Here is a 20,141-nt window from a genome sequence, read left to right as displayed (position 1 = left end):
GCGTTCCAGACGGACAACACGCCGATTTCGGCTGTGCACAGGGAATGCTGCACGCCTCGAGCTTCGCTTAGACTCGTGGGTACGGCGAGCTCTGCAGCGGTCATGCCGGGCGGCCGGCGAGTCATTGGGAGGCAGTGCGATGAGTGAGATGCGCGTAATCGGCATTCGTGTCGAGCAGCCACAGAACCAACCCGTGCTGCTGCTCCGCGAGGTATCCGGGGACAGGTATCTGCCGATCTGGATCGGGCAGGCCGAGGCGACCGCGATCGTGCTCGAACAAGAGGGGGTGACCCCGATCCGTCCGCTGACTCACGATCTGATCAAGATCTTGATCACCGACCTCGGGCACACCCTCAAGGAAGTGCGGATCGTCGATCTGCAGGAGGGCACCTTCTACGCGGATCTGGTCTTCGACAACGATCTGCGGATCTCGGCGCGGCCCTCGGATTCGGTAGCGATTGCCTTGCGGGTCGGTTGCCCGATCTATGCCGAGGAGCCGGTGCTCGAGGAGGCGGGGCTTGTCATGCCGGACGAGCGCGAGGACGAGGTGGAGAAGTTCAAGGAGTTCCTCGAGTCGGTCTCGCCGGACGATTTCAAGGCCACCGATAGCTGAGTTGCCCTGGCGGACTGGCGAAGTCGGTCCGGCTGCCCAAATTTTCGCTGGCCCTAAAGTAGAGGTCGAGACTCTTACCGCGCGTCGCGTTTGGTCGGATGATGCGGCTCCCGGGACAATCAGGGGGAGTAATCTCGATAGTTGGGCCACGTCCGTTATGGCCGGTCGTTGGTCGTTACGGAGCCGGGTCATCGATGAGGCAAGGCGTCGGCGAAGCAAGGGAGTGGTCAGTGGCAGAGCAATCGCAGGATGTGGTACAGCCAGGCCTGTTCCCGGATGATTCGGTGCCCGACGATTTGGTCGGCTACCGTGTGCCCAGCGCATGCCAGGTGGCCGGGATCACCTACCGTCAGCTCGACTATTGGGCGCGGACCGGACTGGTCGTGCCCTCCATTCGAGGCGCGGCGGGGTCGGGCAGTCAACGGCTGTATTCGTTCAAGGACATTCTGGTCCTGAAAATCGTGAAGCGACTACTGGACGCTGGTATCTCGCTGCAGAACATCCGCATCGCGGTCGATCACCTGCGCAGCCGCGGCGTACAGGATCTGGCGGGTATCACGCTGTTCTCCGACGGCACCTCGGTGTACGAATGCACCTCGCCCGAGGAGGTAGTCGATTTACTGCAGGGCGGGCAGGGCGTCTTCGGAATCGCGGTCAGCGGCGCCATGCGGGAACTGACCGGAGCCATCGCCAATTTCCCGGCCGAGCGGGCGGTCAGCGGCAGTGCGAGCGAACGTCCAGAGGACGAACTGTCCTTCCGGCGTAAGGCTCGGATGAACCGGAAGACCGGCTAGACCTCATGTCGAGTGCTCGTCGCTACCGCGGCGGGCACTTGTCGTATGTCCCGGAGTGATGAGCGCTACACGCCGTTCCGGGGTCCGGTGGCATCATTCGTTGCGCGCGCGGCATAAACTGGCGATGCGTCGCCGCCGTGCGGGAGAGTTCCGGACTTCACAAGAGTTCGGGCGCCGAAGGAGCAGCACCTCCCCGTCAATCTCTCAGGCAAAAGGACCGTACGGGCTTCGACGTCTCTGGAAAGTGGTGTTTGGCGCACAACGCGGCGATCGCCCGCCCATGGGGAAAGGGGTCACGGGCCCTGTCCGTTCGAGACAGGGAGTCGCGGCGTCCGAATCTCTCAGGCTCCACGACAGAGGGGGAGGGCTGGTACCCGTCGACCGTGTCGGTCGACCCCGCCCGACCTTGGAGCTGCCGTGACTCGATCATTCGCCGACCGCCATATCGGACCCGACCGGGACGAACTCACCCGGATTCTGGACGTCGTCGGCGTCGGCTCGCTGGACGAGCTCGCTGCCGCGGCACTGCCCGCGAGCATTCTGGACGGCTCCGGCCTGGAGGTACTGCCGCCGGCGGCCACCGAGCACGAGGTGCTCACCGAACTCGCCGAGCTCGCGCACGCCAATACCGTCGCCACCTCGATGATCGGGCTCGGCTACTACGACACGCTCACCCCGCCGGTGCTGGTGCGCAGCCTGCTGGAGAATCCGGCCTGGTACACCGCCTACACGCCGTACCAGCCCGAGATCAGCCAGGGGCGGCTCGAGGCGCTGCTCAACTTCCAGACCATGGTCTCGGATCTCACCGGGATGGAGGTGGCCAATTCGTCCATGCTGGATGAGGCCACCGCCGCTGCCGAGGCGATGACACTGCTGCGCCGCGCGGGCAGGTCCAAGTCCGCACGTCTGCTCATCGATGACGATCTGTTCCCGCAGACCAAGACCGTGCTCTACACCCGGGCCGAGCCGCTGGGCATCGAGATCGTCTCGGCGGACCTATCCGGTGGCGAGTTGCCCGAGGGCGAGTTCTTCGGCGTGCTGGTTCAGGTTCCGGGTGCGTCGGGTCGGATCGTGGACTGGCGGCCGGTGATCGAGGCGGCGCACGAGCGTGGCGCATTGGTCGCGGTGGGCGCGGATCTGCTTGCGCTGACATTGATTACGCCGCCGGGCGAGCAGGGTGCCGACGTATGTTTCGGCACCACACAACGTTTCGGTGTGCCGATGGGCTTCGGCGGTCCGCATGCCGGATATCTGTCGGTGCACACCAAACATGCGCGGCAGCTGCCAGGGCGGTTGGTCGGGGTGTCCGTGGACGTCGACGGCAATAGGGCGTACCGGCTCGCACTGCAGACCCGCGAACAGCACATTCGCCGGGAGAAGGCGACCTCGAATATCTGTACCGCACAGGTGCTGCTGGCCATTGTCGCCGCGATGTACGCGAGTTACCACGGTGCCGACGGGCTGCGCGCGATCGCCCGCCGCATTCATGCCCGCGCCGCCGCCATCGCGGCCGGGCTCGATGGTGTTGTGGTGCACGAGAATTTCTTCGACACCCTGCTGGTGCGCGTGCCCGGCGGCGCGGAATCGGTTGTCGCGAAGGCGAAGTCGAGTGGGATCAATCTGCGGCTGGTGGATGCCGATCACGTCGGCATCGCCTGCGACGAGGCCACCACGGAGGCGCATGTCACCGCGGTGCTCGAATCCTTCAGCACCGGACTGCCATCGGGCGTCAGCGATCCGGGCGATGTGCCGAGCGTGCCGGGCGGTTCGATCGAGACCCGCACCTCGGAATTCCTCACGCATCCGGCCTTCACCAGCTACCACACCGAAACCGCGATGCTGCGCTATCTGCGCAGGCTCTCCGATAAGGACATCGCATTGGATCGCAGCATGATTCCGCTGGGCTCGTGCACCATGAAGCTCAATGCGACCGCCGAAATGGAGGCCATCACCTGGCCCGGTTTCGCACGGATACATCCATACGCGCCTGTCGAGGATGCGACCGGACTGCTGCGGGTGATCACCGATCTGGAGGACTGGCTCTCGGCCATCACCGGATACGACCAGGTGAGCCTGCAGCCGAACGCGGGCAGTCAGGGTGAGTACGCCGGACTGCTGGCCATTCGGCGTTACCACCTGGATCGTGGTGATACACACCGGGATACCTGCCTCATTCCATCCAGTGCGCACGGTACCAATGCGGCCTCGGCCACCATGGCGGGATTGCGCGTGGAGGTCGTGAAGTGCCGGGAGAACGGCGATGTGGATCTCGATGATCTGCGCGCCAAGATCGCCGATCATGCCGACCGGCTGGCCTGCATCATGATCACCTACCCGTCCACGCACGGGGTGTACGAGCACGAGGTCGCCGAGTTGTGCGCGCTGGTGCACGATGCGGGCGGTCAGGTGTATGTCGATGGTGCGAATCTGAATGCCCTTGTCGGCCTGGCCCGTCCGGGACGATTCGGCGGCGATGTCAGCCATCTGAATCTGCACAAGACCTTCTGTATTCCGCACGGCGGCGGTGGGCCGGGCGTTGGTCCGGTGGCGGTGCGCTCGCATCTGGCGCCGTATCTGCCCGGCGACCCGCTCGAGCAGGGTTCGCACGCGGTGTCGGCGGCGAAGTACGGTTCGGCATCGATCCTGCCGATCACCTGGGCCTATATCCGGATGATGGGCGCGGATGGTCTGCGCAAGGCCACGCTGACCGCGATCGCCTCGGCCAATTACATCGCGCGCCGGTTGAACGAGCACTTCCCGGTGCTGTACACCGGTGAGAATTCGATGGTCGCGCACGAATGCATTCTGGATCTGCGCGAGATCACCAAGCGGACCGGTGTGACCGTCGATGATGTGGCAAAGCGGTTGGCGGACTATGGATTCCACGCGCCGACCATGAGCTTCCCGGTGGCGGGCACGCTGATGGTCGAGCCCACCGAGAGCGAAAACCTCGCCGAGTTGGACGAATTCATCCGCGCGATGACGGCGATCCGTGGCGAGATCGATCAGGTCGCCGCGGGTGTGTGGCCGGTGCAAGACAACCCGCTGCGCGGCGCACCGCATACCGCGGCCTGCCTGGTCGGGGAGTGGGAGCATCCGTACAGCCGGGAGGTCGCGGTGTATCCGCAGGGTCTGGATCCGGCGCGGGGCAAGGTGTGGCCCGCGGTGCGGCGTATCGACGGCGCCTACGGTGACCGCAACCTCGTCTGCTCCTGCCCGCCGCTGGACGCGTACTGACGGCTACCGAGCCGCACCTCGACCCCGTTGCAGGTGCGGCTCGGCAGCCATCTTCACTGTGCGGCAGCCGCTTTGGCGTAGGTATTGACCAGATCCGGCCAGCCGCCCTCGCTCTGCACGCTGTCGCGCATGGATTCCCAACCCTCGCCGTGCTTTTCGAAGCCCGAATGCACCAGGGTGACGGCCGTGCGGTCGGCGGTGACCGCCGCGAAGGTGACATCGACGCGGCTGGCACGGTTCGGATCGGTTTCGTACTGCCAGTCCAGGCTGATCTCCCAGGCGAACGCGAAATGCCGCGGTGGATCCCAGACGAGCACAGTGCCCCAAGGACATTCGGTGCCATTGGCTTCCCTGCCGAAACAGCGCCCGCCCTCGCGCGGCTCGATGACCTCCTGTGCGAGTTCGCCTTTGCCGATGTGATGTGCTCGCGGCCACCAACTGTCGATCCCGTTGGTGAATACGTCGTACGCCTTCTCGATCGGGGTGTCGACGACGAGTTCGACCCGAACTTCCTTATCGCTCAACTGCTGTGTCATGACTTCTCCTTCGCGGAGGTGTCCGCCGCCCGCTCGGTCGCGACTTGTCGGTTCACCTCGTCCTGAAAGGCCGACATCGCTGTCGACCAGAACTGCGTGAAGTACTCCCGAAGTCCATCGATCCCCGGTGGGTTCAGCCGATACACCCGCCTGGTGCCCACCGCCGCATCGGTGACCAGCCCCGCCGCCTTGAGCACCTTCAAGTGCTGCGAAACCGCAGGCCGACTGACCGGCAACCCCTCAGCCAGTTCCGCAACCGAACACGGCCCTTCCCCGAGCCGCTCAAAGATCGCCCGCCGCGTTGGATCCCCCAGGGCATCCAACGCGGCATGTCGGTAAGCCTTCACGAACCGTAAGTTTACGCTTACAGAACGTTGCCGTCTACTGCCTCCCGGTAGCTACCGGGAGGTCGCGGTCGGAATCCGAGCCGCCATGAGCGGGGTCAAGCAGGGTCCGGCACGGACTCGGGTTCGATTTCCGGGATCTCGCTGAGGGCTTCGATTCCCAGTTCCGACCGCGTTGCGTCGATGACGGCGCGTTCGTCCTGGACGGTATTGGCAATCGCCTTGTGCCACAGTGCGCGGATCGCGTTGACGTCGTCCATGGTTGCCTCGTGGTCGAGTTCGACCTTGAGGCGCTGCACGGTGATGCTCTGGGCCGCGGTGAGGGTGCGCAGGAGATCTTCGCAGCGCTGCGGGATCTTAGGGTTCGACAGGACGCGCAGCCGGGTGATGTAGCCGTTGCATGCGGAGATGCTCTGCTGCACTTCCTTGCCGAAACTGTCCACCTCCTCGACGGATTCGGCTTTCCAATCGAGGGTGTCCCACAGGCTTTGGCGGACGTCGGCGGCGGCGAGCAGTACCGAGGAGATCGCGGTCAGAATCGAGTCACGTCGCCACTTGTCCTGTTCGCGGCGTTCCGCGGCGGCGTTGGCGTTGTCGATGTTGCGTTGCGCGGCGGCGTGGGTTGCCTCGACATTCTGCTGTGCGGCATCGAGTGTGGTCCGGTTACGCTCGTCGGCCGCGGTGATCGCGTTGCGGTTCGTCCGGTTGTTGATCAGGACGCCGATGAGCGCCGCGGCGGCGACGATGAGCGAGCTGAGAAGCGGAAGCCAGGAAGTCACCGGGTCATCATTGCATTGCGGGGTGCTCCACTGTGCCTCGATCGGCCCTCAGATCGCACCGACGCGTGCCGCGGCCGGTCCGGAATCGGCCGCACGGACGGTGTCTTGCGTGGTCAGCGCTTCGTGAGTGACCAACGGGCGGTAGTAGATCGGCGCCACGGCAAGGTGAACAATCTGCTCGACATCGACGATGTCGGGAAGATTGCCGCGGGCGATCACCCGCGGCGCCCGTGCCGTCGGACAGCGTCAGGCGGCGGCCAGCACGGCGTCGGCTCTGCTCCGACACCCGACCCCGCCAGCGCTGAGTGAAAACGGTGTGCCGCACATCCATTCCCTACCTCGCACAACGTGTATCTTGTGCGCGACAGCCAATGCCTATGCGAGGCAATTGATCGCGACCAGTGCTCAGGGTGTTGTCAGCGCGTGCATGATCGCGGTTCCGAAGCTGACGTCGTCGGAGGTCGGCAGCCGCGTGTATGTGCCTCCGGTTCGCTGAGCGGCGGTTTGGAGGGTCTCGGTGCCATTGCCGCCGATGACGATGACATCGATGCGAACCGGGTGGGCCGGATCGGCCGCGGAGGTCAGCTCGGTCAGCAGTTTGGCTCCGGTGATGGTCGAGTCGTCATCCGGGCCGTCGGTAATGAGCAGGACCGAATTGGTGAGCCCCGCAGTGTATCCGCGAACAGCTGAGCGGTAGGAGGCGATCAGTGACGGATATGCCTGATCGGTGCGCGATTCGGCGGGTTTGACCGCTTCCAGCGCGGTATCCAACGCGGTGCGCTGCTGATTGTTCAGTGGCGCGGTGGGGGTTTGGATCTTGTACGGCGTTGTCCCGTCGAGGTTCTTGCCGAAGGTCCATACCCCGAGTCCGAAATCTGGCGGCATCACATTCATCGTGGAGCGGATCGCGCCGAGTGCGTTCGCGAGCCGGGTGACGGACCCGTCGCTATTCCCCATCGAGGACGATACGTCGAGCAGCACCGTAGCCTGCACGCCGAGAACGGGATTGGCGAGTGTGGCGCGCACCTTGTCCAGAGCGGTCCGCGGTGCCGAGGGTGCGGCGGTCGTCGGTGCCGCGGCGAAGCCGGCGGCGGTGAAGGCCGAGGCCTGCTGCGGTGCGCGCAGGTAGTCGGCGAACAGCGATGCGATCAGATTCTGGGTCTTGTCCACCCATGCTCCGGACATCAACGCGGCGGGATGATCCGCGACCGGGGCGGTACCCGCGGGCCGAAATGCCGACGTACCACCGAGAGCTTTCAGTTGCTGCTCAGTAGCGGCCACCGCGTGAATGGGCGAATTCGCCCCACCGATCGCGGCCAATGCGGCTGTGGTGTCCGCCGCCTGCGGCGCCTTCGCGGCGAGACCGGAGATCGCCGCGACAACCTGACCGGACTGCGCGACCTGATCGGTGAGCGGATCGGTCCCCGATACCGCGGAGCCGACCGCTGCCGCTGCCGCGAGAGTCGAGTCCCCGGCGGGCAGCGCCATCCGTAACCCACCCCACCCGGACAGCCCGAGCTCATCCAGCGAACCCTGTTGCAGCCGTGGCACATCCGCCCAGGTGATCTTCGCCTGCTCTAGCGCGGCGCGCAGATCCTCCGGAACGGCGACCACGATCGGAGTCATCGCGACCGGTGCCGGTGTGCCCTCGATCAGGCCGGGCACCCGCATGGATTCGATGGACCGCATCGAATCGGCGATCCACAGCCCCGGCTGCGGACCGAGCGCACCGTTCCACGCTGTGCCCGCGGTGAACCCGGCGACGATGGCCGCCGACGGCTGGGCCGTCACCGCTACTTTCGCGCAGTGATCGCGCACCTTCGGATTGGTCGCGTTGTAGTGCTCCGCCGCGGCACGCACCGGATCGGCGATATCCGGATCGACCGTCACGAACAGCGTCGACGGCCCTTCCTTACATTCCGCCGCGGCCGACTTGTCCCGGTTCGCGGCGCGATCACTGAGTTGAAAAAACGCGAAGACCGCCGCGACGAGCAGCAAAACGGCAACCACTGCGATAACCGGACCTTTGCTGACGCCCCGGGACCTGGTTCCGCTGCGATGTGTGCCCACGATCTTCAGTGTATGTTCACGCGAGATTTGCCGTGCCGGCGTGTCCGGTGCGGCGCACCGGCACGGCGTGGCGCGGATGATCCGACTAGGTTCGGATCATCCGGCCACGGTCGAACTCGTGGCCGCCCCAGACTCCGGACTGTCCGGTGCGCGCGGCGAATTCACCGCAGGCATCCCGGATCGGGCAGCCCGCGCAAACTTCACGCGCGTACTCGAAGTCCTGCGACGGGTACGGGAACCACGCTTCGTGATTCGGATCACCTCGGCAGGCGGCCCGATGCCACTCTCGGGAATCCGAGAGTGGGAGCAGGTCGGTCAGATCGACAACCGCGCTGGTCTCCAATTCGACGGTCATTTCGAGCCTTCTCCTTTCTCTCTCGGCTCAGGTGGTGGCCAATTGCTTCCAGATCCGGCGCTGACGCTTGGCCAAGTGGTCGGGCGCCTTCGGCTGCCACAGCAACCGCATGCCCGCCTCCTCCGGCGTCCGGTCGGCCTTGCTCGAGTTGCAGGGCGCGCACGCGGCGATCAGGTTGTCCCAGGTGTTCGGACCACCCCGGCTGCGCGGCCGGATGTGGTCGACGGTGCGCGCCCAGGACGCGCAGTATCCGCACCGGTGGTTGTCCCGGCGCAGCACACCGGCCAGCGTCGCGTGACTGCCGTCATGTATTCGCGTCACATGGTCGAGGTAGACGTAGCGCAGCAGCCGGATCGTCTCCGGCAGCGCGAGCTCGAGATGCTTGGACCGAATGGCGAAGTGCGGCTCCCGATCCGCGATCGACTCCGCGGCTCCGCCCATGAGCAGCACGACGGCCCGGTCGGCGCTGATCTCGGTGAGCGCCTCGTAGCTGGCGTTCAACACGAGTACCCGGGTGTGTATCCAGTTGTCGACAGTCGAGACCACCGGATCGGTGGCACGGTGGAACGTCATGGGAGTCACCATGTTTCGAGAGCGAGCGGATCGGAAAGCGAGGGTCGGTCAGTTACCGGCCGGGAGGCGGCGCAGTTCCTGCTCGACGCACGCGTCATACCGACGCGGGCTCGATACGACAATGGTCATGGCCGCCGCCTCCTTCCTCACGCTCGTGAGCACCCGCGGAATCGGGTGATCATCATCGAAATCCATGGTGGCACAGCGCACCCACCGGTGGCGAAGGGTTTTTCAGGCCAGGCCGACCAGCCACTGCCGCAGCCACGAGGTGGCGGTGGCGCCGTTGGCATCCACGACGTAGGTCGGATAGTTCTGGTGGACGAACGAGTTGTAGAACCGCTCGAATTCCTGCTTGCGTTCGTTCATTTCCGGATCGGCGAGCTGGTTCTGGATTAGTGGGGCCACCCCGGTCGCCATCAGGTCGTTGAAGATGGCGAACGCCTCCTGCTGATAACGCCACAACTGGGCCGGGTCGGGATCGGAGGCCTGGGCCAGGAATCCGGCGAAGCGGGTCGCGAAGTCGGTGGGCGGTGCGGCGCAGTAGAGGTCACCGACGGCGCAGATGGTCCGGGTCTTCGGGGTGAGCAAGCCGAAGCCGCCGATGCGCGGGCCGCCCGCGCCGGCGCCGTCGACCGGCGGGCCGATGAGTGCGTCGGCCGGGGAGCGGCGCGGATCCGAGATGAGGCCGACCGCGGCGATGCGTTCGGGCCGAACGGGACTCAGTCCGGTGCCGATCTCGGCGGCGAGATCGCCTGCCGCATCCGCGCCCTGGCTGTAGCCGATCAGCGCGATCTTGGTCTCGGCGCACTGCTGGGCCATCGCTGTGACCAGGCCGCGGGCATTGTCGATGGCCTGTCGCTTGGACCGGCCGTAAACGTCGGTCTCCCAGGGGAAAGCGGTCGCCGCGTAGGTCACGTAGTCGGTGCGGGTATTGCGCGGCAGGTTATCGGTTACGCTCGCGAGCATGCCCTCCCCGGGATTGGCATCGGAGGTCTCCCACGTGCCGGGCACCGCCACGACATACAGGTCGGGGCAGCCATCGGGGGCTGCCGTCGCCGCGCCGCCACCGCCGACGGCGCCCGCCGCACCTACCATGACGGTTCCCGCCACGGCACCGATCATCTTGCGCATAAACATGGTCCACACCTCGGTTTTGCTAGGTCCGAAGCGGCCGGGGGGCCGTACGCGACTGCCTGCCGTCGCGTCGGAGACAACCGTACGGTCTGACCAGGGGTTGATGCGGGAACAACCCGTGACAAATGCCGAACATTTTTAACAGAATGTGGCAATGCCGACGATTCGCCCGGCGCGCCGGGATGAAGGAGCCGCGGGCGAGGGGGTGCGCGACTCCTTCATCGTGTCCGAGGGGCAGTCACCGCCTCGTCCACGGTTGTGGTGGTGATCAGGACACCAATGACTCCCTCCCGTGCATCATCGTGTGCCCATCCATTGAACCGCGATCGGCGGGCCCTCGTCCCGGCTTCGGGCATTGCCGTTCGAGAAGTTCGGATCAACCGATGGGCGTGCGGCCCAACAGGACTCGACCGGTGAATCGCGTCTGCTTGGCCCGGGGCAGCGGGTGGAAGAGGCAGCCGTGCATGTCGCGATACCACATCTCCAGCTCGCAGCTGCGCGAAAAGCCCACGCCACCAACGGTTTCGATGGCGAGGCGGACGGTCTCGACGAGCGCGTCGGCGGCCACGGTCTTGCGGCTGAGGATGCGTGCTCCATAGCGGTCGGAGTTGTCGAAGTGCAGGTCGTCCGAATCGGTGAACATGGCGGCGACCAGATCCGCGGCGGTGGTGTAGGCGTTCATCATCTCGCCCGTGAGCTGGAAGGTGTGCGGTTCGGCGCGGTCGGCGACAACTGCGGCGGCCAATTCGACTGCGGCGTCGGCGATGCCGAGATAGGCCGCCATTACCAGCGGCATGGCCGCGCCGATCACCACATTCAGCACCGGGGGCCATACGTCGGCGGGGCGAGTCAGCGAGATCGCGGCATCGGGGACGAAGACATCCTCGAAGACCACGGTATGGGAGCCACTGGCCCGTAAACCGAGAGTGTCCCAAGTCTTTTCGATGCGAACACCGGCCGCGTCCAATGGCATCGCGAAGTGCAGCACCTGGGGTCCCTCCGGCGCATCACCGCGGCGGATACTGGTCACCACCACATCGCCGACCTCACAGCCGCTCGCGGGCGCCTTGCGCGCGCTCACCAGGAAGCCGCCGTCGACGCGCTGGGCCCGGCCGTTGGATTCGACCCAGTCCGAAGCGCCGGTGCTGACCAGGATCGCGCCGGCTGCCACCTTGCCGAAGACTGCCGAGGCGTCGATGCCGTGGTTGTGCCGCCAAACCTGCGCGGCGACCAGATGGGTGTGCATGGCGAAGGCGACGGCGGTGGACGGATCGTGGCGGCCGAGTTCGCGCAGGATCTCGCCCATCTCGCGATGCGACACACCGCCGCCGCCGAACTCGATGGGTACGAGTGCCGCGGACAGTCCTGTGGTCCGCAGCAGGTCGAAGGCGGCTACCGCGATGTCGCCGGTGCGGTCGCGGGCGGCCACGTCGGCGCGCAAAGTTTCCCCGACCCGGCGTGCCAGGGCGATCCAGTCGGTGGTGGTGATGTCATGGGCGATAGTCGTCATGTTTCGAAGTTAGGAACAGCCGCGATAACCGAATAGTCCAGAAAGTGGACTTCCCCGGTCCAGAAAATGGACCCCGGTTCGCGAGGTGACCATGACCAGCACGACCGCAAGCTATGGCCAATATTGTCCGATCTCCCGCGCGCTCGATGTGCTCGGCGAGCGCTGGTCGCTATTGATCCTGCGCGATCTGCTCATCGGTACAACTCGCTTCAATGATCTGGCGCGCGGTCTGCCGGGTCTTTCACGCAGTCTGCTCGCCAAGCGGCTGCGCCGATTCGAGCGGGCCGGACTGATCGACAAGGTGGGCAGCGAATACCTGCTCACCGCGGCGGGCCGGCAATTGGAGCCGATCCTGTTCGGTCTCGGCGAATGGGGTGCACGCTGGACCTTCGGCGAACCGCGGTCCGAGGAGTTGGATGCCGGGCTGCTGGTCTGGTGGATGCATTCGCGGCTGGATACATCCATGTTTCCGGGTAAGCGTCAGGTGTTGTGCGTGCGGTTCACCGACGATTTCCGGCGCTATTGGATCGTCATCGAATCGGGCGTGCCTTCGGTGTGCGACGCCGATCCCGGCTACCCGGTCGATGTCACCATCAGCTCCGATGTCGAATCGCTGTACCAGGTTTGGCTGGGACGAATTCCGCTCTCGCACGCGATGCGAACCGGCCGAGTGGAGTTCACCGGCCCGAGTGCTCTCACGCGACGAATGCCGTCGGTGCTGCTGCTGAGTCCTGTTGCGGGATATGCGGATCCGGTCGTGCGTGCCTCGTGACACTTACGCGGTAGTTTCCCGCGCGTAGATGTAGTAGCGGTAGACGCCGTCTTCCGGATCAGCGCTCAGTGGCCACTCGCCGTCGGCGGTGAACCATGCCCATTCGAGGGTGCGGCCCGCGTCGTGTTCGGCGATCGACTTCGCCCGGTCCAATGAGCTGTCGGTGCCGAGAGCCTGGTCGTCGGTGCCGCAGAACTCGCAGCTGTGCACCCGTCGCACTTCGTACGCGATCACTGGGTTACCTCCGCGTTTCCAGGCTAGACCTGGTCAGTTCCATCGACGCCTGCACCCTCAGCGTCCACCTGGTGACCGCCCAATAGTGGTTCTCAGAGGTTGCCGACGATGTGTTCGAGGCGGCGGGCCACCAGTTCGCGGGCCTGTTCGCGCAGCGCGGGGCGGTAGCCGCTGGGATAGACCGGGTCGCCGGGGGTGTAATCCTTCAGCACTTCCTTGGCGAGGGTGATCTTGTGGACCTCCGTGGGGCCGTCGGCGATCGCCATGACCTCGGCGTAGTTCATCATATCGACGAACGGCAGGTCCTGGCTGACGCCGATGGCGCCGTGCAGATGCAGTGCGCGCTGGGCGATATCGTGCATCACCTTCGGCATCGCCACCTTGATGGCGGCAATGTCCTTGCGCACCTTCAGATAGTCCTGCTCCTTATCGATGCGCCAGGCGGTGCGCAGGACGAGCAGGCGGAACTGCTCCATCTCGATCCAGCTGTCGGCGATGCGTTCCTGGGTCATCTGCAGACCCGCGAGCGGTCCCTTGCGCATCGGCCGGGAGACGGCGCGTTCGGCCATCATGTCGAAGGCCTTGCGCACCAGCGCGACGGTGCGCATGGCGTGGTGCACCCGACCGCCGCCGAGGCGGGTCTGCGCGACGATGAAGCCCATACCCTCCTGGCCGAGCAGGTGGTCGGCGGGCACCCGGACATCGGTGAAGCGCAGATGTCCCTCGTGCTCGCTGAAACCGTGCACGTGGAAGTTCTTCACGATCTCCAGGCCGGGGGTGTCGGCGGGCACGATGAACATCGACATGCCCTGGTACGGACTGACATCCGGATTCGTGACCACCATGACGATATGGAAGCTGGCGAACTGCGCATTCGAGTTGAACCACTTCTCGCCATTGATGACCCATGAGTCGCCGTCGCGCACCGCGCGGGTCTTGAACAGCGTCGGATCCGAGCCGCCGGTCGGTTCGGTCATGACATAGCAGGAGCCGATCTCACCGGCCAGCAGCGGTTCCAGATACTTGGCCTGCTGCTCCGGGGTGCCGTAGTGCGCGAGGATTTCCGCGTTACCGGAATCGGGTGCCTGGCAACCGAATACCGATGGCGCCCACACCGAGGTACCGAGCACCTCGTTGAGCAGGCCGAGCTTCAGCTGCCCGTAGCCGGGGCCGCCCAGTTCGGGTCCGAGATGGCAGGCCCACAGCCCCTGTTCCTTCACCTTCTCCTTCAGCGGTCGCATCAGCGCCATCGCCTCTGTATTGGTGCGGTCGTACGGATTCGGGTAGAGCAGATCGAGGGGCTCCACCTCGGTGCGGACGAACTCCGCCGCCCAGTCCAACTTCTGCTGGTATTCCGGGTCGGTTTCGAAATCCCAAGCCATGGTCAGCCTTTCGTGTCGGTGATGCCGTCGAGAATGGTGGATGCCACAATGTCGGCGATTTCGTCGGGGGTGCGCCCGCCGTGCGGCCGGTACCAGAAGGTCACCATGTTCAGCATGCCGAGCACACTGTTGGTGACGACGTGATCGTCGGTGCGCAGTAGGCCCGCCGCATGACCGGCATCGATGACGCGCTGCCAGCAGGCCTGTATTTCGTCCCGCATTTCCTGTAGTTCTTCGCCGCGCTCGCCGGTCAGCGCGGTGACATCGCGCAATTGGATGGCGACCTCGCGCCGGTGCTCGATGATCAGCCCGACGTGGCTGTGGATCAGCTTGCGCAACTTGACGATCGGATCGTCGGTGCCGCGGGAGATGCGCCGTGCGTCGGTGAGCATGAGCTGGATGTAATCGCGCAGGATCTGCCAGAGCAGCTCTTCCTTGGAACCGATGTGGTAGTACAGCGCGCCCCGCTGCACCCCGGCCCGATCACCGATTTCCGCGACGCCGGTGCCGTGGAAGCCCTGCTCCGCGAACAGTTCCACCGCCGCGGCCACGATGCGCGCCCTGGTCGCCTCGGCGGTGGTCTCCGCGGCCGGTGGACGACCGCGACGACGAGGCGCGGCCAATTCTGGCCCACCCGTCACCCGGCCACCATCTCTCATCGAATCGCTGCGCGAAACCGCGGTCATCGGCGCGGATCCAGGACGACCTTGGAAACCCCGTCGGCACGGTCGGCGAACATGCGGTAGGCGTTCGCGCCGTCCGACATCGGGAATCGGTGTGTGACAACGGCTTCGGGCCGGATGCGCCCGGCCGCGGTGAGCCGTAGCAGTGCGGGCAGCTCGTATTGGATCGAGCAGAGTCCGATATGGAATTCGAGCTCCTTGACCTGCGCCAGCTGCATATGGAAGGGGAAGGCGCGGTTGTGACTGACACCGACCACGCCGACCCGGCCGCGATGTCCGACGGCGCTGATGGCGAGATTGATGGTCGCATCGGCGCCCACCGCCTCGATCGCGACATCCGCACCGCCGCTGAGCATTTCGCGGATGACGGTCTTGGGCTCGGCGGATTCGACTATCTCCGCGCCCAATTCGGTGGCACGCTTGCGGCGCTCGGCCACCAGATCCACGCCGAGCACCCGCGACGCACCCATCGCGAATGCCGATTGCACGGCCATCAGCCCGACCGGTCCGAGTCCGATCACCACCACGGTCTCACCCGGTGCGATGCGGGTGCGGCGCGCGCCGTACCAGGCGGTCGGCGCATTGTCGGTGAGTACGATCGCCGCCTCATCGCTGACCGTGTCCGGCAGCCGTACCAGATTCCCCTCGGCATGGGGTACCGCGAGATACTCGGCCTGCGCACCCGGGAGCGAGCCGCCGAGTCCATAGCACGCATCGGCAGGCAGCGGATGGCGTTCGCAGGCCGCCACGATGCCAGCCTTGCACTTGGCGCAGCGGTTACAGCCGACGGACGCGGAGACCAGCACTCGATCGCCGACCGCGTATCCCTGTATGTCCGAACCCAATTCGACGATCTCGCCGACCGCCTCGTGTCCGACGCTGTATCCGGTGCCGTCGGTGAAGCCGTGCCCGGCATAGATGTGCAGATCACTACCGCAGATTCCGGCGGCGGTCACGCGAACGACGGCTCCGTCGCGGCCGGGCAGTACCGGATCGGGCACCTCGGTGTACGAGACCTGTTGTGGTCCTTCGTAAGTCAGGGCCTTCATCGCCAACCGCCGTCCAGCGCCAAGGTTGCGCCGGTGCAATACGCCGAGGCATCCGTCGCGAAGTACAGTGCCGCGCCGACGATCTCATCCGGGCGACCGATCCGCCCGAGCGCCATATGCCGAGCCAACTCCGTCCGTAGCTCATCGGGCCACGCCTTCGAGATATCCGTCTCGAACGGACCGCATTGAATCGTGTTGACCCGCACCTTCGGTGCGAAACTCTGCGCGAGTCCGCCGGTGAGATTGGCCAATCCGGCCTTGGCGGCGGCATAGGGGACCGCGAGCGGTTCCGGTCGCGTCGCCTCGATCGAGGAGATATTGATGATCGACCCGCCATCGGCCGCCGCCATCCGAGTACCGATCAAGGTCGACAAACGGAACGGGCCCTTGAGATTCACCGCGATCACTTTGTCGAACATCTCCTCGCTCACCTGATCCAGGCTCGGGTACAGCAGCGACATCCCGGCATTGTTGACCAGCACGTCGACCTTGCCGAACTCCGCGTAGGCCGCCTCGACCAGTGCATCGCACTGCGCCCAGTCGCTGATATTGCACGCCACCGGCAATGCGCGCCGACCATGGGTGTTCTTCACCTCATCGGCGAGCTCGACGCACCCGTCGAGCTTGCGACTGGCGATCACCACATCCGCACCGGCCGCGGCGAAGGCCAGCACCATCTGGCGACCGAGCCCGCGGCTACCGCCCGTGACCAGCGCGACCTTATCCGCTAACGACTGTCCTGGCATTGCGCTCCATTGCTCCGGATGCCGGTAATGTTCCAGTCAGTACATTAATTCCGCCGGGCGATACAATCAAGGCCCCGACACACCGTCCCATCACTACCGCTGGGTAACATTGGTTGCGATTTTCCCACCCGGCTTTCTCAAAAGTGAGGCAGTAGATGACAGAGCGGATTCAGGTCGGCGGGCTCCAGGTGGCCAGCGTTCTCCACGAGTTCATCGAGAACGAGGCGCTCCCCGGAACCGGCGTAGATTCCGCCGCGTTCTGGGCCGGAGCCGAGCAGGTCATCAATGACCTCGCTCCACGCAACCGTGCCTTGCTGGCCGAACGCGACGAGATCCAGGGCAAGCTCGACGCCTGGCACGCCGAGCACCCCGGCGCGAACTACGACAAGGCCGCCTACAAGAGCTTCCTCGGCGATATCGGCTACCTGCGCGCGGAACCGGCCGACTTCCAGATCACCACCCAGAATGTGGACGACGAGATCGCCACCACCGCGGGCCCGCAGCTGGTGGTGCCGGTGATGAACGCCCGCTTCGCGATCAATGCCGCGAACGCGCGCTGGGGTTCGCTCTACGACGCCCTCTACGGCACCGACGCCATCTCCGAGGCCGACGGCGGCGAGAAGGGCACCGGCTACAACCCGGTCCGCGGCGGCCGCGTGATCGAATTCGCGCGCAAGTTCCTCGATACCGCCGCACCGCTGGCCAACGGCTCGCACCAGTCCTCGACGCACTACGCGATCGATGGCGGCAAGCTGGCGGTCACCCTGAGCGACGACGGGATCACCACCCTGGCCGCCGATGGTGCGGAACTGGTCGGCTACCTGGGCGATCCGGCCTCGCCGACCTCGATCCTGTTGAAGCACAACGGTTTGCACGTCGACATTCAGATCGACGCCGCCTCGCCGATCGGCAAGACCGACCCGGCTGGCGTCAAGGACGTGGTGCTGGAGTCCGCGGTCACCACGATCATGGACTTCGAGGATTCGGTCGCCGCGGTGGACGCCGAGGACAAGGTGCTCTGCTACCACAACTGGCTCGGGCTGATGAAGGGCGAGCTGGCGGAGAAGGTGACCAAGGGCGATAAGACCTTCACCCGCACCATGAACCCGGATCGCGTCTACACCGCGCTCGGCGGTGGTGAGTTGGTGCTGCACGGCCGGTCGCTGCTGTTCGTGCGCAATGTCGGTCACCTGATGACCTCCGACGCGATCATCGATGCCGAGGGCAACGAGGTGCCCGAAGGCATCATGGACGGCCTGATCACCTCGCTGATCGCCAAGCACAGCCTGCTCGGCGATACGAAACTGAAGAACAGCCGCACCGGGTCGGTCTATATCGTGAAGCCGAAGATGCACGGCCCGGACGAGGTCGCCTTCACCAACGAGCTGTTCGGCCGGATCGAGGACGTCCTCGGCCTGACCCGCAACACCCTCAAGGTCGGCATCATGGACGAGGAGCGCCGCACCACGGTCAACCTCAAGGCCTGTATCCAGGCCGCCGCCGAGCGCGTGGTGTTCATCAACACCGGCTTCCTGGACCGCACCGGCGACGAGATCCACACCTCCATGGAGGCCGGGCCGATGGTCCGCAAGGCCGAGATGAAGACCCAGCAGTGGATCCTGTCCTACGAGGACTGGAACGTCGATACCGGTCTGGCCGCAGGACTGCCCGGGAAGGCGCAGATCGGCAAGGGCATGTGGGCCATGCCGGATCTGATGCACGACATGCTCGAGCAGAAGATCGGCCACCCGCGTTCGGGTGCCAACACCGCCTGGGTGCCGTCGCCGACCGCGGCCACGCTGCATGCGACGCACTACCACCAGGTCGACGTGTTCGAGCGGCAGCAGGAGATCGCCGCGGGCGGTCGCCGCGCCACCGTCGATCAGATCCTGGAGATCCCGCTCGCGGCCGATCCGAACTGGACCGAGCAGGAGAAGCGCCAGGAGTTGGACAACAACTCGCAGAGCATCCTCGGCTATGTGGTGCGCTGGATCGACCAGGGCGTCGGCTGCTCGAAGGTGCCCGATATCCGGGATGTCGGCCTCATGGAAGACCGTGCGACCCTGCGCATTTCGAGCCAGTTGATGGCGAACTGGCTGCGCCACGGCGTGGTCACCGCCGATGAGGTGGTGGCCAGCCTGGAGCGGATGGCGCCGGTGGTCGACAAGCAGAATGCGGGCGACCCGAACTACCGGCCGATGGCGCCGGACTTCGCGAGCAGCATTGCATTCCAGGCCGCGAAGGAGCTGGTGCTGGAGGGCACCAAGCAGCCGAACGGCTACACCGAGCCGATCCTGCACCGCCGTCGCCGGGAGGCCAAGGCGCTGGCTTGCGTCTAAGGCCTTGCGTGTCTGAGTAACTCGTGAAATCCCCCGCCCGAGAGCGTTCCGGGCGGGGGATTTCTATACCACACGACGGCCCGTCGACGGGGCGGATGATTGGTTTCGACCGGCATAACGATCCGTTACCCTGGGCGCTGCACGAGGTAGTCGGATGTGAGGAAGTTTTATGGGAAGCGTTGTCCTTGATGTATTCGCCCTGGTTGTGAATCGTGCGGCGATGTTCTGGAACTGGATGGCCACCGGTTCGGCCGGTTTCCCGCCGCTGTAACAGCCGAGCTGAACATCTGGTGCGACGACCCCCGGTCCTGGCCCCTCGATGGGATGCCGGGCCGGGGGTCTTCCTTCGTCCGGTGAAATATTTCCACCAGTGGTGCCCCGATTCCCTTCGGGGACAGGGCAGGTCGACGTATCTTCTTTGGCATGAGCAGCGGCACCCGACCGACACCGTTGTGGTTCGAACTCTGGATGGGCGCCATCACCACCGCCATCGCGCTATTGTGCGCCGCGCTGTGCTGGGAATTGGCTGCTCAGGGTAGCTTTCCGGCCAAAGTGCTGCTGTGGGTGGGACTTTCGGTGGTCGGGCTGGTCGCGATCGTCTTCGCCATCCTGGGCCTGATCCGCTATCACGCTGTCCTCGTGAGTCTTACCGCACCGCTACTGATCGCCGCCCTCGCCGCGCTGGTGTGGTACGAAGTGCCCGAAACCACCGGTTGGCGCCTGTCCCGCCCCATCCTCGAAGATCAGGCCACCGCCTGCGCCAACCCGGGCCATCGCACCCGCCTCGGCGTCTACACCGTCACCTACATTGCCCGCCGCGACGGTGCCTGCCTGTTCTACGTCAGTGGTGGAGCCACCGATTCCGAAGGCTTCGCCTACTTCCCGGACAGCGCCCCGAGCACCGGCCCCGCCGGACCGGGCGGCACCGAATACCGTCCCTTCCACGGCCCCTGGTACCGCTTCACCGAAAAGACCTGACGGATCCATCATC

The 20,141-nt window shown here is 65.4% G+C and carries 21 protein-coding genes and 1 riboswitch; of the genes, 6 read left to right on the top strand and 15 right to left on the bottom strand.

The features are described 5' to 3' along the window. Nucleotides 1-139 precede the first annotated feature (139 nt). The 3 genes from ACQP1T_RS23085 to gcvP all read left to right on the top strand — a co-directional run bounded on the left by ACQP1T_RS23085 (nt 140) and on the right by gcvP (nt 4,644). Nucleotides 140-613 (top strand): bifunctional nuclease family protein, encoded by a 474-nt coding sequence (locus ACQP1T_RS23085; protein ID WP_433755113.1) that lies wholly within the window; start codon nt 140-142, stop codon nt 611-613. 194 nt (nt 614-807) lie between these two features. After that, a complete protein-coding gene (locus ACQP1T_RS23080; RefSeq protein WP_040689886.1) occupies nt 808-1,407 on the top strand; it encodes a MerR family transcriptional regulator in 600 nt (199 codons plus the stop codon). Between the two features lie 130 nt (nt 1,408-1,537). Next, nucleotides 1,538-1,637, top strand: a riboswitch (glycine riboswitch). A gap of 187 nt (nt 1,638-1,824) precedes the next feature. After that, on the top strand, nt 1,825-4,644 hold the full coding sequence (gene gcvP, locus ACQP1T_RS23075) for an aminomethyl-transferring glycine dehydrogenase (protein ID WP_433755112.1): 2,820 nt from the start codon (nt 1,825-1,827) through the stop codon (nt 4,642-4,644). Between the two features lie 53 nt (nt 4,645-4,697). Here the strand turns inward: gcvP and ACQP1T_RS23070 are convergent, their stop codons facing one another. The 10 genes from ACQP1T_RS23070 to ACQP1T_RS23025 all read right to left on the bottom strand — a co-directional run bounded on the left by ACQP1T_RS23070 (nt 4,698) and on the right by ACQP1T_RS23025 (nt 11,945). After that, the gene (locus tag ACQP1T_RS23070; protein WP_433755111.1) at nt 4,698-5,180 is read right to left on the bottom strand and encodes an SRPBCC family protein; all 483 of its coding nucleotides are present in this window, start codon (nt 5,178-5,180) and stop codon (nt 4,698-4,700) included. Continuing rightward, nucleotides 5,177-5,527, bottom strand: coding sequence for an ArsR/SmtB family transcription factor (locus ACQP1T_RS23065; RefSeq protein WP_433755110.1), 351 nt, complete (start codon nt 5,525-5,527; stop codon nt 5,177-5,179). Before ACQP1T_RS23065 ends, ACQP1T_RS23070 begins: the two co-directional genes overlap by 4 nt. A gap of 95 nt (nt 5,528-5,622) precedes the next feature. Beyond that, on the bottom strand, nt 5,623-6,303 hold the full coding sequence (locus ACQP1T_RS23060) for a hypothetical protein (protein WP_433755109.1): 681 nt from the start codon (nt 6,301-6,303) through the stop codon (nt 5,623-5,625). 48 nt (nt 6,304-6,351) lie between these two features. After that, the gene (locus tag ACQP1T_RS23055; protein ID WP_433755108.1) at nt 6,352-6,522 is read right to left on the bottom strand and encodes a TetR/AcrR family transcriptional regulator C-terminal ligand-binding domain-containing protein; all 171 of its coding nucleotides are present in this window, start codon (nt 6,520-6,522) and stop codon (nt 6,352-6,354) included. Nucleotides 6,523-6,708: 186 nt separating this feature from the next. Then, entirely contained in the window at nt 6,709-8,313 is a 1,605-nt protein-coding gene (locus ACQP1T_RS23050; protein ID WP_433755107.1) for a VWA domain-containing protein, read from the bottom strand. Between the two features lie 145 nt (nt 8,314-8,458). Then, the gene (locus tag ACQP1T_RS23045) at nt 8,459-8,728 is read right to left on the bottom strand and encodes a WhiB family transcriptional regulator (RefSeq protein ID WP_433755106.1); all 270 of its coding nucleotides are present in this window, start codon (nt 8,726-8,728) and stop codon (nt 8,459-8,461) included. A gap of 27 nt (nt 8,729-8,755) precedes the next feature. Further along, nucleotides 8,756-9,301: an HNH endonuclease gene (locus tag ACQP1T_RS23040; protein ID WP_433755105.1), complete on the bottom strand. Its 546-nt coding sequence runs from the start codon at nt 9,299-9,301 to the stop codon at nt 8,756-8,758. 48 nt (nt 9,302-9,349) lie between these two features. Further along, nucleotides 9,350-9,496 (bottom strand): hypothetical protein, encoded by a 147-nt coding sequence (locus ACQP1T_RS23035; protein WP_433755104.1) that lies wholly within the window; start codon nt 9,494-9,496, stop codon nt 9,350-9,352. A 36-nt stretch (nt 9,497-9,532) separates the two neighbouring features. Continuing rightward, nucleotides 9,533-10,432 carry a cutinase family protein gene (locus ACQP1T_RS23030; RefSeq protein WP_433762322.1) on the bottom strand — a complete coding sequence of 300 codons (900 nt, stop codon included), beginning with the start codon at nt 10,430-10,432 and terminating at the stop codon, nt 9,533-9,535. A 379-nt stretch (nt 10,433-10,811) separates the two neighbouring features. Continuing rightward, a complete protein-coding gene (locus ACQP1T_RS23025) occupies nt 10,812-11,945 on the bottom strand; it encodes an acyl-CoA dehydrogenase family protein (RefSeq protein WP_433755103.1) in 1,134 nt (377 codons plus the stop codon). A gap of 91 nt (nt 11,946-12,036) precedes the next feature. On the opposite strand from ACQP1T_RS23025, the gene ACQP1T_RS23020 reads away from it, so the two are divergent. Then, complete coding sequence (locus tag ACQP1T_RS23020) at nt 12,037-12,717, top strand: winged helix-turn-helix transcriptional regulator (protein ID WP_433755102.1); 681 nt, start codon at nt 12,037-12,039, stop codon at nt 12,715-12,717. 3 nt (nt 12,718-12,720) lie between these two features. Here ACQP1T_RS23020 and ACQP1T_RS23015 read toward each other — a convergent pair whose 3' ends face one another. The 5 genes from ACQP1T_RS23015 to ACQP1T_RS22995 form a co-directional block, all read right to left on the bottom strand. Continuing rightward, nucleotides 12,721-12,951 (bottom strand): hypothetical protein, encoded by a 231-nt coding sequence (locus tag ACQP1T_RS23015; protein ID WP_433755101.1) that lies wholly within the window; start codon nt 12,949-12,951, stop codon nt 12,721-12,723. A gap of 92 nt (nt 12,952-13,043) precedes the next feature. Further along, a complete protein-coding gene (locus ACQP1T_RS23010; RefSeq protein ID WP_433755100.1) occupies nt 13,044-14,333 on the bottom strand; it encodes an acyl-CoA dehydrogenase family protein in 1,290 nt (429 codons plus the stop codon). Between the two features lie 2 nt (nt 14,334-14,335). Next, a complete protein-coding gene (locus tag ACQP1T_RS23005; RefSeq protein ID WP_433755099.1) occupies nt 14,336-15,019 on the bottom strand; it encodes a TetR/AcrR family transcriptional regulator in 684 nt (227 codons plus the stop codon). Then, the gene (locus tag ACQP1T_RS23000; RefSeq protein ID WP_433755098.1) at nt 15,016-16,065 is read right to left on the bottom strand and encodes an alcohol dehydrogenase catalytic domain-containing protein; all 1,050 of its coding nucleotides are present in this window, start codon (nt 16,063-16,065) and stop codon (nt 15,016-15,018) included. Before ACQP1T_RS23000 ends, ACQP1T_RS23005 begins: the two co-directional genes overlap by 4 nt. Then, nucleotides 16,062-16,811: an SDR family NAD(P)-dependent oxidoreductase gene (locus tag ACQP1T_RS22995; protein WP_433755097.1), complete on the bottom strand. Its 750-nt coding sequence runs from the start codon at nt 16,809-16,811 to the stop codon at nt 16,062-16,064. Before ACQP1T_RS22995 ends, ACQP1T_RS23000 begins: the two co-directional genes overlap by 4 nt. A gap of 155 nt (nt 16,812-16,966) precedes the next feature. On the opposite strand from ACQP1T_RS22995, the gene ACQP1T_RS22990 reads away from it, so the two are divergent. Then, a complete protein-coding gene (locus tag ACQP1T_RS22990) occupies nt 16,967-19,150 on the top strand; it encodes a malate synthase G (RefSeq protein ID WP_433755096.1) in 2,184 nt (727 codons plus the stop codon). 423 nt (nt 19,151-19,573) lie between these two features. Then, on the top strand, nt 19,574-20,128 hold the full coding sequence (locus ACQP1T_RS22985) for a hypothetical protein (protein ID WP_433755095.1): 555 nt from the start codon (nt 19,574-19,576) through the stop codon (nt 20,126-20,128). Nucleotides 20,129-20,141 lie beyond the last annotated feature (13 nt).

This window comes from Nocardia sp. CA-135398, assembly GCF_050955845.1.
Classification (GTDB): domain Bacteria; phylum Actinomycetota; class Actinomycetes; order Mycobacteriales; family Mycobacteriaceae; genus Nocardia.
Note: the sequence above shows the minus strand (reverse complement) of the source record. Positions and strands in the feature narration are given on the sequence as shown.